At 69.5% G+C, this 12200-nt stretch carries 11 protein-coding genes and 1 other RNA gene; 10 read left to right on the forward strand and 2 right to left on the reverse strand.

Features of this window, described 5'->3' with window-relative positions; all coding sequences use genetic code 11:
• The first annotated feature begins 109 nt into the window (after positions 1-109).
• The 8 genes from ITJ68_RS05440 to ITJ68_RS05475 all read left to right on the forward strand — a co-directional run bounded on the left by ITJ68_RS05440 (position 110) and on the right by ITJ68_RS05475 (position 8496).
• Positions 110-1714 (forward strand): glycoside hydrolase family 16 protein, encoded by a 1605-nt coding sequence (locus ITJ68_RS05440; RefSeq protein ID WP_194660303.1) that lies wholly within the window; start codon positions 110-112, stop codon positions 1712-1714.
• 111 nt (positions 1715-1825) lie between these two features.
• Positions 1826-2935 (forward strand): peptide chain release factor 2, encoded by a 1110-nt coding sequence (gene prfB, locus ITJ68_RS05445; RefSeq protein WP_194660304.1) that lies wholly within the window; start codon positions 1826-1828, stop codon positions 2933-2935.
• Positions 2936-2986: 51 nt separating this feature from the next.
• A complete protein-coding gene (gene ftsE / locus ITJ68_RS05450) occupies positions 2987-3745 on the forward strand; it encodes a cell division ATP-binding protein FtsE (RefSeq protein WP_194660305.1) in 759 nt (252 codons plus the stop codon).
• On the forward strand, positions 3742-4656 hold the full coding sequence (gene ftsX / locus ITJ68_RS05455; RefSeq protein ID WP_194660306.1) for a permease-like cell division protein FtsX: 915 nt from the start codon (positions 3742-3744) through the stop codon (positions 4654-4656). Before ftsE ends, ftsX begins: the two co-directional genes overlap by 4 nt.
• A 57-nt stretch (positions 4657-4713) precedes the next feature.
• Entirely contained in the window at positions 4714-5190 is a 477-nt protein-coding gene (gene smpB, locus ITJ68_RS05460; RefSeq protein ID WP_071271162.1) for an SsrA-binding protein SmpB, read from the forward strand.
• Between the two features lie 95 nt (positions 5191-5285).
• Positions 5286-5663, forward strand: a transfer-messenger RNA (tmRNA) gene (ssrA, locus tag ITJ68_RS05465).
• A gap of 172 nt (positions 5664-5835) precedes the next feature.
• Entirely contained in the window at positions 5836-6705 is an 870-nt protein-coding gene (locus ITJ68_RS05470) for a hypothetical protein (RefSeq protein ID WP_194660307.1), read from the forward strand.
• Positions 6706-6828: 123 nt separating this feature from the next.
• The gene (locus ITJ68_RS05475) at positions 6829-8496 is read left to right on the forward strand and encodes an APC family permease (RefSeq protein ID WP_323743229.1); all 1668 of its coding nucleotides are present in this window, start codon (positions 6829-6831) and stop codon (positions 8494-8496) included.
• Between the two features lie 73 nt (positions 8497-8569).
• Here the strand turns inward: ITJ68_RS05475 and ITJ68_RS05480 are convergent, their stop codons facing one another.
• Positions 8570-9874 carry an LLM class flavin-dependent oxidoreductase gene (locus ITJ68_RS05480; RefSeq protein WP_194660308.1) on the reverse strand — a complete coding sequence of 435 codons (1305 nt, stop codon included), beginning with the start codon at positions 9872-9874 and terminating at the stop codon, positions 8570-8572.
• A gap of 2 nt (positions 9875-9876) precedes the next feature.
• On the reverse strand, positions 9877-11271 hold the full coding sequence (locus tag ITJ68_RS05485; RefSeq protein WP_228504817.1) for an O-acetylhomoserine aminocarboxypropyltransferase/cysteine synthase family protein: 1395 nt from the start codon (positions 11269-11271) through the stop codon (positions 9877-9879).
• Positions 11272-11371: 100 nt separating this feature from the next.
• Between ITJ68_RS05485 and ITJ68_RS05490 the strand changes: the two genes are divergently transcribed.
• On the forward strand, positions 11372-11962 hold the full coding sequence (locus tag ITJ68_RS05490) for a phosphoglycerate transporter (protein ID WP_323743230.1): 591 nt from the start codon (positions 11372-11374) through the stop codon (positions 11960-11962).
• 15 nt (positions 11963-11977) lie between these two features.
• Positions 11978-12136, forward strand: a complete 159-nt coding sequence (locus tag ITJ68_RS05495; protein WP_194660309.1) for a hypothetical protein — start codon at positions 11978-11980, stop codon at positions 12134-12136.
• The last annotated feature ends 64 nt before the right edge of the window (positions 12137-12200 follow it).

The raw sequence follows: 12200 nt of genomic DNA on the forward strand, positions 1-12200 counted from the left end.
GAGACCTGTCCCCAGTCCGGGGCTGACCTGTTCGAAACGCTGTCGGAGCGCACTTGAGCGCCCGTACAGTACCGATCGTTTCAGTCGGTCAGGGGCAGGGAATCACCACATGGACATGCAGACGAACACCGGTGCGGAGCGGGGACGAGCGGGCGTCGGGACGGTCATCGCCCGTGGGCGCCGACGCCGACGCCTCGCGGTCGTCGTCACCGTCGCGGCGGTCGTCGCCGCGACGCTCAGCGCGTCCCCGGTGCTGGCCGCGAGTGCGACGCCGACGGGCTCGATCGACGGCGTCGGCGCCGGCCTGGGCAAGGTCACGGTCCGCGGCTGGGCGCTCGACCGGGCGAAGTCGGCGACGTCGACGAGCGTCCGGGTCACCGTCGGCGGCAGCGTCGCCGGCACCGTGCCCGCCTCGGCGGCGCGCGCTGACGTGAACCGCCGTCTCGGCGTGCGCGGGAACCACGGGTACAGCAGCTCCCTCGTCACCACGAAGTACGGCAAGCAGTCGCTCTGCGTCACGGCCCGCAGCCTGACCCGCGGCAAGGACGTCTCGCTGGGGTGCCGGACGGTCACCATCGGGAACCCCTCCCCGGTCGGCGCGTTCGACAGCGTCACCGCGACGCCGGGCACGGTGACGGTCAGTGGGTGGGCGTTCGACCCCGACACGTCGTCCGCCTCCAGCGACGTCACCGTCACCGTCGGCGGCACCAGGATCGGGACCGTGCGCACCGACGTCACGCGGAGCGACGTGAACCGGGTCCACCGCGTCACCGGCGCCCACGGGTTCGCGACCTCGCTCGCGACGACGAAGACCGGCACGCAGTCGGTGTGTGTCGTCGCGGTGAACGTCAGGAACGGGGCCGACAAGCAGCTCGCGTGCCGGAAGGCGACCATCCCGGCAGCACTGCCGGCGCCCGCGCCGTCGACCGAGCCCACGACCGCACCGTCGACCGTGCCCACGACCGCACCCGTGCCCTCCCGCCCCACGACACCGGACAGCGGTGCCGGGTCCGACCAGCAGGACGGCGGTGCCATGCCGGCCGCCGCCTCGGGGTGGACGCGCACCTTCGGTGAGGACTTCACGACCCCGGCAGCCTCCGGTGCCTTCATGAAGACCTACGGGGACCGCTTCGTCGCCTACGACGGGTTCAACGACACGAGCGGTGCGGGCATGTACCGACAGTCCGCCATGTCGGTGGCCGACGGGACGCTCGACATGCACATGCACACCGACGCCGCGGGGCAGCCCACCGGCGCCGCGTTCATCCCGCTCGTCGACGGTCGGTGGGGCGGACAGACCAGCGGCCGGTACGACATCCGGCTCCGCGCCGACCCGGTCAAGGGGTACGGGCTCGCCGGGCTGCTCTGGTCCGACACGAACACGTGGGAGGACGGGGAGGTCGACTTCCCCGAGGGCGCCCTCGACGGCAACGTCACGCTCTCGAACCACTGCCCGGGCAACCCGGCCGCGAACTGCCTGCACCGGGACCTCGGCACGACGTTCTCCGCCTGGCACACCTACTCGATCGAGTGGACGCCCACGAAGCTCACCTTCCTCGTCGACGGCCTGGTCGTGAGCTCCACGACGCAGAACATCCCGAAGAAGCCGCTGCACCTCGTCCTGCAGGCGGCGACCGTGTCCCCGCAGAAGCCGCCGCGGGACGCTGCGGGTGACGTGCAGGTCGCCTGGGTGAGCATCTCGCGCGCCGGATGACGGTCCACCGCGGTGGGCCTGCCGGCCGCCCGCCGTCGTGACGTGCGAGGCGGAGCCGCGCCGGGCCTCCCGGTCGGCCGTGTCCTGGCCACGCCGGTAGGATCGGTGACCATGGTCGAACTGGACTACACCGAGCAGCTCTCCGCCCTCCGAGAGACCTTCGGCAACATCCGCTCGGTGGTCGACGTCGACCGCCTGCAGCGCGAGATCGCCGACCTCAGCGAGCAGGCCGGGGCCCAGGACCTCTGGGACGACGTCGACCACGCGCAGCAGGTGACGAGCGCGCTCTCGCACCGGCAGACGGCGCTGAAGAAGATCACCGACACCGAGCAGCGCATCGACGACCTCGAGGTCCTCGTCGAGATGGCGAACGAGGGCGACGACCAGGAGTCGGCCGACGAGGCCGCCTCCGAGCTCAAGGCGATCACGAAGACGATGGGCGAGCTCGAGGTCCAGACGCTCCTCGACGGCGAGTACGACGACCGCCCCGCGGTCATCACCATCCGCGCCGGGGCCGGTGGCGTCGACGCCGCGGACTTCGCCGAGATGCTCATGCGCATGTACCTGCGGTACGCCGAGCAGCACGGCTTCAAGGCCACCGTGATGGACACCTCCTACGCCGAGGAAGCGGGCATCAAGTCCGCGACGTTCGAGGTCGACGCCCCGCACGCGTTCGGCACCCTGTCGGTGGAGGCCGGCACGCACCGCCTGGTCCGGATGTCGCCGTTCGGTGCCGCGGGCAAGCGACAGACGTCCTTCGCCGCGGTGGAGGTCATCCCGCTGATGCCGGAGACCGCCGTCATCGACATCCCCGAGAACGACATCCGCGTCGACGTCTTCCGGTCGTCCGGCCCGGGCGGCCAGTCCGTCAACACGACGGACTCCGCGGTGCGCCTCACCCACATCCCCACCGGCACCGTGGTGTCGATGCAGAACGAGAAGTCGCAGATCCAGAACCGTGCGGCAGCCATGCGCGTGCTCCAGTCGCGACTCCTGCTCCTGAAGAAGGAAGAGGAGAACGCGAAGAAGAAGGAACTCGCCGGGAACATCACGGCGAGCTGGGGCGACCAGATCCGCTCCTACGTCCTGGCGCCGTACCAGATGGTCAAGGATCTCCGGACCGAGCACGAGGTGAACAACCCCTCAGCCGTGTTCGACGGCGACCTGGACGGGTTCATCAACGCCGGCATCCGCTGGCGCAAGCAGTCCGTCGAGTCCTGAGCCGCGCGCCTGGCAGCCATTCCGAGCCGGGCGACCTACCCTGATCCGGTCATGATCAAATTCGACCAGGTCACCAAGCTGTACTCGGGCAACCCGAGTCCCGCCCTCGACAACGTCACCCTCGAGATCCTCAAGGGCGAGTTCGTCTTCCTCGTCGGTGCGTCCGGCTCCGGGAAGTCGAGCTTCCTGCGCCTCGTGCTCAAGGAGGAGAAGCCCTCGCGCGGGCAGATCCACGTGCTCGGTCAGCGCCTCGGCGCGCTCTCCTCGAGGAAGGTCCCGTACTTCCGCCGGAACCTCGGCGTGGTCTTCCAGGACTTCCGCCTGCTGCCGAACAAGAACGTGTTCGACAACGTCGCGTTCTCGTTGCAGGTGATCGGCAAGAGCAAGGGCTTCATCAGCGAGGCCGTGACCGACGTGCTCAAGCTCGTCGGGCTCAACGGCAAGGCGAACCGCATGCCGCACGAGCTCTCCGGTGGTGAGCAGCAGCGCGTGGCGATCGCCCGTGCCGTGGTGAACAAGCCGTCGGTGCTCCTGGCGGACGAGCCCACCGGCAACCTCGACCCGACGACCTCGGCCGGGATCATGGCGCTCCTCGAACGCATCAACCAGGGAGGCACCACCGTGCTGATGGCGACCCACGACGCGAGCATCGTGAACCAGATGCAGCGACGGGTGATCGAGCTGTCCGGGGGCGTGGTCCTCCGCGACGAGCAGTCCGGCGGCTACCAGACCCAGGCGCTCCCGATCCAGCACCCGGCCGGCGTCTCGAACACCACCGGCATCCAGACCATCCCGGGGCTCATCCGATGAGGCTCGGACTCGTCATGGGCGAGGTCGGTTCCGGCCTCCGCCGCAACGCCTCGATGGTCGTCTCGGTCGTCCTGGTCACCTTCATCTCGCTGACCTTCGTCGGCACCGCGATCCTGCTGCAGATGCAGATCAACCAGATGAAGGGGTACTGGTACGACCGCGCCCAGGTCGCCGTCTACCTGTGCACCGACACCGACACCACCGGCAACTGCACCGGGGCGAAGGCCACCGATGACCAGCGCAAGCAGGTCGAGGAGCAGCTCAAGGGCCCGACGCTGGCGCCGTACATCGAGAAGACGTACTTCCAGGACCAGCAGCAGGCGTACGTCCGCTTCAAGCAGCAGTTCAAGGACGCGCCCACCACGGAGTTCGTCAAGCCCGAGTACCTCAACGAGACCTTCTGGGTGAACCTGAAGAACCCGTCGCAGGCGGACGTGCTGCAGGAGAGCCTGTCGAAGGTCGCCGGCGTCCAGAGCGTCATGGACCAACGCGGGTACCTCCAACCGATCTTCAACCTGTTGAACGCGTCGTCCTACACGGCCATCGGCATCGCGGCGCTCATGCTCATCGCCGCCGTGCTGCTCATCGCCACGACGATCCGCCTGTCCGCGTTCTCGCGGAGACGGGAGCTCGGGATCATGCGTCTGGTGGGGGCGTCGAACCGGTTCATCCAGACGCCGTTCGTGCTCGAGGGCGTCATCGCAGCGGCGATCGGTGCCGTGCTGGCCGGCGGTGCGATCACCGCGGTCGTGTGGTTCTTCGTCCGCAACTACCTGACCAAGCGGTTCAGCGGTGTGGCGTTCATCGGGATGAGCGACGCGGCCGTGGTCGTGCCGGCGGTGATCGTCATCGGGGTGGTCCTGGCGGCGGTGTCGGCGTCGATCGCCATCCGCCGCTACCTCAAGGTCTGATCGTCCGATAGACTGTGGGGCTGCGCACCCGCAGCGAAGGGTCGAGAGGAGACGCGCATGGCGAAGGAACGCGGCGAGAAGATCGTGGCGACGAACCGTCGAGCGCGCCACGACTACCTGATCGAGTCCACGTACGAGGCCGGCATGGTGCTCTCGGGCACCGAGGTCAAGTCCCTGCGGGAAGGCCGTGCGTCGCTCGTCGACGGCTACGCCTTCGTGGACGGGGGAGAAGCCTGGCTCGACGCCGTGCACATCCCCGAGTACACCGAGGGCACGTGGAACAACCACGCCCCGCGGCGCAAGCGCAAGCTGCTCCTGCACAAGCAGGAGATCGTGAAGATCTCGCACAAGACGGCACAGGGCGGCTACACGCTGGTGCCCCTGCAGATCTACTTCCACGACGGCCGCGCCAAGGTCGAGATCGCGGTGGCCAAGGGCAAGCGCGAGTTCGACAAGCGCCAGGCGATGCGCGAGAAGACCGACAAGCGCGAGGCCGAGCGGGCCATGCGGACGCGGAACCGCGTCGGCGAGTAGCGGTGTCAGCCGATCCTCGGTAGACTGAACAGCTGCCTGCGGAAACAGGCGCAACAACTCCACAGTGTGACAGCGGCTCGCTGCTCGGCCCGTACGGGGATGATCGGTTTCGACATTGCCTGTGTGCCGACGGGAAGCGGGCCGAGGATCCACGGTCATCTCGTCAACGATCCGTGGAAAACAACAAGTGCCAATTCCAAGCGCACTGACTTCGCTCTCGCTGCGTAAGCAGCCCAGCACATGAAGTCCGTCGGCCAGGTGATCGTCTTCTAACCTGAGTTCCGGCGTCATCCAGAGGACTTGCTGCACGGTTGCGCCTCAGGGCCGTGCGGGACTTGCACTGAGACTGGGCCCGTCGTCCTAGAAGCCGGTAGCAAAGGACGGGGCCGAGCAGAACGAATCATCCGGATACGCCCGTAGAAGACGTCGAATTGCAGCGATGGACGGGGGTTCGATTCCCCCCATCTCCACCATCGCCGAGCGGCGCAGCTGCTGTCACACGTGGCCTGAGCGATCAGGACCGAACGCCCCGTCGGTGTCGAAGGACACCGACGGGGCGTTCGCTGTTCGTGCACGCTCGAGGACTACGCTCCGGGGCAGGCGCGGGAAGACACCCGCACCCGAACCCGAGTGGAAGGTCCCGCTGTGCAGGAGATCGCGATCCGAGTCCGGCTGCGAGAGCAGGAACGAGTCGGCCTGGCCGAGTACGAGCGGATCGTGGCGTCGGTCGCCACCGTCGCCGCGCTGACGGCCTGGCTTCCCACCCCCGATGCCCGACTGGTCGTCCGCGGCCGTGGCGCCGAGCCCGTCCGCCTGGAGACCGTGTCGTACGGCTCCACGTTCGAGATGCTCGTCGTGCTCGACCAGCGCAGCGCCGCCGTCGAGCGCGCCGCAGCCACCGTCGCCGCACTCATCGAGTCCGTGCGACACGAGCACGTCGAGGACGACGTCGCCGGCGTCGCGGGCGAGATCGACCGGCTGGACCGCTCGGCACCCCGAGGCCGTTCGGCGGTCGAGCGGTCGCTCCGCACCTTCCTCGAGGGCGCTCGTGCCGACGTGCTGGCCCGCAAGAGCACCACGCGCCTCCGTGCCGCGCAGGCCCTCGTGCGCCTCGCCGAGGACGCCGCCGAGCTCACCGTGGAGCGGGTCGAGGACGCGCTCGCGTCCGAGCTGACCGAGCAGCCCGTGGACGTGCTCGAGGACACCGGGTCCGCGGTGGTCGTCGAGCCGGTCGACGGACTCGAGCCGAGCGAGCCCGTCGTGCCGACCGTCCCAGCCGTGCCGCCCGTGCCCGAGGCGCCCGAGGTGCGCGAGGCACCTGCGGACGAGGCCGGCACCACGACGAAGAAGTCGTCGAAGAAGCAGGACGACGAGGAGAAGTCGTCGAAGAAGAAGAAGTCCGCCAAGAAGGACGACGACAAGAAGAAGTCGTCGAAGAAGAAGACGGACGACAAGAAGAAGAAGAAGTCGTCGAAGAAGCAGGACGACGGCACGAAGAAGAAGTCCAAGAAGTAGTCTGAAGGGTTATACAGGACTGATGTTTCAGTCGTGTGAACAATCCTTCCGAAGTCGCCGCACGGTGCCAGAGTCGGTCACGACCCCCGAACGGGGTCGCGACCGACTCGACAGGAGCACCCCGTGGCAACGACGAGCGCACCGACGCTTCCGGATTCCGGACTCAAGCGGAACGTCGGCTTCATCGGACTGATCTGGGCCTCGACCGGCTCGATCATCGGGTCCGGGTGGCTGTTCGGGTCGCAGGAGGCCCTGAAGACCGCCGGACCCGCCGCGATCATCTCGTGGCTGATCGGCGGCGTCGCGATCCTCGTGCTCGCGCTGGTGCACGCCGAGCTCGGGGGCATGTTCCCCATCGCCGGCGGCACCGCCCGGTTCCCGCACATCGCGTTCGGTGGCGTCGCCGGGGCCTCGTTCGGGTGGTTCTCCTGGCTGCAGTCGGTCACGGTCGCCCCGATCGAGGTCGAGGCGATGATCAAGTACGCGCAGCACTGGCAGTTCGCCCACCCCTGGTTGCACACGACGACCGTGGACGGCGAGACCCAGCAGCTGCTCACCGGTGGGGGCATCGCGGTGGCGGTGCTGCTCATGGCGGTCGTCACGGTGATCAACCTGCTGAGCGTGAAGATCCTCGCGAACACGAACTCGGCGGCGACGTGGTGGAAGGTCGCCATCCCCCTGCTGGTCATCATCGTGCTGGCGTTCAGCGGCTTCCACGGCTCGAACTTCACCGCAGCCGACGGCTTCATGCCGCAGGGCGCGAAGGGCGTCCTCGCGGCGGTGTCCACGTCGGGCATCATCTTCGCGTTCCTCGGCTTCGAGCAGGCGGACCAGCTCGCCGGCGAGGCGAAGAACCCGAAGCGCGACATCCCCCGCGCCGTCATCGGTTCCGTCGTGATCGGCCTGGTCATCTACCTGCTGCTGCAGGTCGTGTTCCTCGGCGTCCTGCGCTCGGACGCGATCCAGGGCTCGTGGGCGACGGCGGACTTCACGAAGTACACGGGGCCGTTCGCCGACATCGCGATGGCGGCCGGTCTGACCTGGCTGGCGGTCGTCATCTTCATCGACGCGATCATCTCGCCGGCGGGCACCGGGCTGATCTACGTCACGGCGACGTCGCGCATCTCCTACGGCCTCAGCCGCAACGGGTACTTCCCGAAGGCGTTCGAGTGGACGACGAAGGCGGGCGTCCCGTGGGTCGGGCTCATCACGGCGTTCGTCGTCGGGTGCGCGTGCTTCGCCCCGTTCCCGTCGTGGCAGGGCCTCGTCAGCCTCATCACGAGTGCGTCGGTGCTCATGTACGCCGGTGCCCCGCTCGCCCTCGGCGCGTTCCGGAAGCGCATCCCCGAGGTGGAGCGCCCGTACCGGATGCCCGCGGCCGCGGTGCTCTCGCCGCTGGCGTTCGTCGTCGCGAACCTCATCATCCTGTGGACGGGGTGGGACACCGACTGGAAGCTCGGTGTCGCCATCCTGATCGGCGCCGTCGTGATCATCGCGAACAACGTGTTCCGCGGCCAGACCAGCGTCCGGCCGCGGTGGGACTGGAAGGCGGCGCAGTGGCTGCTGCCCTACCTGGTCGGCATGGGGCTCATCGTGTTCCTGAGCGACTTCGGGCCGCTCACGCACCCGGTGTTCCCGCTCTGGATCGACATCGTCGTGGTCGCCGTGTTCTCGGTCATCGTCTACTACTGGGCGATCAACTCGGCGTCCCCGCGGGAGGAGATCCTGCGCACGGCCGACGACGTCCGCGAGGTCGAGGAGTCCGCCGTCGTCGAACCCGTCCGTCACTGACGCGCCGACGCAGCAACACGCAGCCAGACGCGCAGCAAGTGGCCTAGCTGCAAGCGGCCTGGCTGCGAGCGGCCTAGAAGTCGAACAGGTTCGCCCGCAGCCCGCCCGAGCCGTACTCGCGCCGGAGCAGCCCCCGCTGCCGCAGCACCGGAACCAGGTCCCCGAACATCCGGTACACCTGCGCCGGGTGCAGGTCGCCCGAGAAGATGATCCCGTCGTTGTCCGCGTCCGCGCCGAGCTCCTCGATGAAGTCCGCGAACTCGCCAGCGGTGCCCACGAACCCGGAGCGTGAGGACACCCGCCCCTTCCTGGCCTTCCTCGTCAGGAGCTCCCGCAGCGGTGCGTCCGGCGTGTCCCCGAGCAAACCGCGGATCGTGCCCGCGGAGACGTGGTCCCCGAAGGTGCCGGCGGGGACGGGCGCGTCGAGGTCGAGCGCGAGTAGATCGGTCTCCGAGTCGCTCGACCACGCGATCACCGCGGTGCGGAGGTCGTCGTCGGAGGGGTGCCTCGATGCCGAGACGATCCGGTCCGCCTCGTCCGTCGAGACGGTGATCTCGGGCTTGAGGACGAACAGGATCCGCAGGTCGTCGGCCGTCCGACCGGCGTCGAGGGCGGCGGCGACGACACGAGCGCGGTAGTCCCGCACCGCCGCCGCCGACAGCGGTGCCAGTGCGAGCTGCACGTCCGAGTGCGTGCCGGCGAACCCCAGGCCACGTCCGGACCCGCCGGGGGAGACGACGACCGGGTCGGTCTCGAGCGGCAGCGCGTTCAGCGGGCCGTCCGCCGTGAAGTACGCGCCCTCGTGGTGGAACGCGTCGAGGGCGTCGCCGTCGGCGAAACTCCAGTCCTGGCTGTTGCCGATGTACGCGTCACCCCACGAGTGCCAGAGGCGCCGCAGCAGGGTGATCCACTCCTCGGCCCGGTCGTAGGCCTGGTCGTGGGGAAGCGGCGGCAGCCCCGCGTGCCTGGCGCTGCCGACGTCCGTCACGACGTTGATGCCGAAGCGCTCCGACGACAGGTGCGCGAGCGTGGCGAACTGCCGTGCGGCCAGGTACGGCGGGGTGATCCCCGCGTTCACGGTCGGTGCGATCCCGATGTGCGAGGTCGCGGCGAACAGGTACGGCGCGAGCAGGAGCGGGTCGTGCTTCGGACCGCCGTACGCCTGGCGGATCCGCAGGTCGAGGGTCGAGGGGTTGCCGAGGGAGATCGCGTCCTCGGCGATGACCAGGTCCATCCCCGCCTGCTCCAGCGCGCGCACGGACTGCTGGTACAGGTCCGGCTTGGTCCAGTCGTGACCCCAGTCCCAGTCGGACCGCCCCCACGCCTGCGGGCCGAACCCGCGTGAGAAGAAGTACCCGAAGTGCTGCAGGTCGGCCATCGTCAGATCTCCTCGGCGATCACGTGCTGTGCCGGGACGGTGTGTCCCAGGACGGCGAGCTCCGTGGCGGGCGCGGTCCGGGCCTCCTGGCCGTCCCTGCTGCCACCGCGCACCGCGGCGAGCCCGCGCTCCAGGTCGCGGAGCAGGTCCGCGACGTCCTCGATGCCGACGGACAGTCGGACCAGGCCGTCGCCGATGCCCTGTTCGGCACGCTCCTCGGGCGTCCGCCCGGCGTGTGTCGTCGTGGCCGGGTGCAGGATCAGCGACCGCACGTCACCCAGGTGGGTCATCCGGCTGAACAGCTGCACCGCGTCGATGAACGCGCGCGCGGCCGGCTCGCCGCCGGCGAGCGTGAAGGCGAACACGGAGCCGGCTCCCCGGGGCAGGTACCGCTCCGCAAGGTCGTGGTACGGACTGGAGGCCAGACCCGCGTGGTCGACGCTCGTCACCTCCGGCTGCTGGTCCAGCCACTCCGCGATCGCGAGCGCGTTCGCGCTGTGGCGCTCGATCCGCAGGCTCAGGGTCTCGATGCCCTGGCGGAGCAGGAAGGCGTTGAACGGCGAGGGCGTCGGGCCGATCCGGGAGCTGATGACGTCGCGCGCATAGACGACCCAGGCGCGGGTGCCGTACCGCTCGACGTAGCTCTGGCCGCCGAGGGACCGCTCCGGGCTCGTCAGGTGCGTCCAGCGTTCCGGGGAGGCGGACCAGTCGAACGTGCCGCCGTCGACGACCACGCCGCCGAGGCCCGAGCCGTGTCCGCTGAGGAACTTCGACGCCGAGTGCACGACGATGTCCGCGCCGTGCTCCACCGGACGCACGAGGTACGGCGTCGCCAGGGTGTTGTCGACGACGAGGGGGACGCCCGCCCGGTGCGCGGTGTCGGCGACCCCGGCGATGTCGAGCACGTCGTTCTTCGGGTTCGGGATGGTCTCCGCGAAGAACGCCTTCGTGTTCCGCCGGACGGCGGCGGCCCACGCGTCGAGGTCCCGGGCGTCGCCGACGAAGTCCACCTCGATGCCGAGCCGCCCGAGGTTCTGGGTCAGGAGCCCGCGGGTGCCCTCGTAGATGCTCCTGGCGCTGACCACGTGGTCGCCCGCCTGCAGCAGCCCGAGGAACGCCACGGTCGCCGCAGCCTGACCGCTGCTGACGAGGATCGCCTCCGCGCCGCGTTCGAGCAGGGCCACCCGGCGTTCGACGTCGGCGTTCGTGGGGTTGCCGAGGCGCGTGTACGTGTAGCCGTCGTCGGTGCCGGCGAAGCGGTCGCGGGCCTGGTCGAAGTCGTCGAAGAGGAAGCCCGAGGACATCTGGATCGCGGGAACCCGGGCGCCGTGGCCGGCGTCGGGCACGAACCCGCCGTGGACCTGCTCGGTCGCGAAACCGTGGTCGTCGTTGGACATGGGCACCTCCGGGACGTGGTGTCCGTACTCTCGCAGGCCGCGCTCCGTGGACAGCCCAATGCGGCGTCCGGTTACGTCACGCCGCCGTACGATTGCCCGCGTGATCCCGGACTCCGCGCTCGTCAGCAGGATCGAGTCGATGGCGCAGGACGCCGAGCGGCCTGTCGTTGTCGGGGTCTCCGGGTTCTGCGGGTCCGGCAAGTCGACGCTCGCCCGTGCCCTCGTCGACGCCGTCCCGGGGAGCGTCCGGATGCGCGGCGACGACTTCCTCGACCCGGCGCGGTCCCACCACCGGTCGTCCGACTGGGACGGCGTCGAGCGGGTCCGGCTCCGCGACACCGTCCTCCGGCCCTTCCGTTCCGGCACCGGTGGCATCTTCCAGCGGTTCGACTGGTCCACGCGGGCCCTCGGCGAACCGGAACCGGTGCCGGTGGGGCGCGTGCTGGTGGTCGACCTGATCGGGTTGTTCCACCCCGAGGTGCTCGACGACCTCGACCTGACGGTGTGGTGCGACGTCGACCTCGACACCGCCGTCGCCCGGGGACTGGCCCGCGACCGGGCGCTCGGGCGGTCCCACGAGCGGCTGTGGCACGACGTGTGGGTGCCGAACGAGCGGGACTTCGCCGAGCGGTTCGCGCCGCGGTCGATGGCGCAGGTGCTCGTGCAGAGCGGCGGTCAGCCCGCGGACTGATCGACGACGCCGGGGATGAGCGTCGTGCCCACGAAGTCGTCCCGCATCGTGTCGACGCCCCACTGCGGGCGGGCGGGCGTCGTCGACGAAGGCCTGACGGTCGCGGCGCTTGCCGTCGGTGTCGAGGTGCATCTGCGTGTCGCGGTCCTGCTTCATGGCCGACGCCGACACTGACGACGACGTCCGTTTCCGGCAATGACGGATCCGGTCGGGGATCCTCGGAGGTCGCGGACCGGAT

Source organism: Curtobacterium sp. VKM Ac-1395 (genome assembly GCF_015350975.1).
Classification (GTDB): Bacteria; Actinomycetota; Actinomycetes; order Actinomycetales; family Microbacteriaceae; genus Curtobacterium.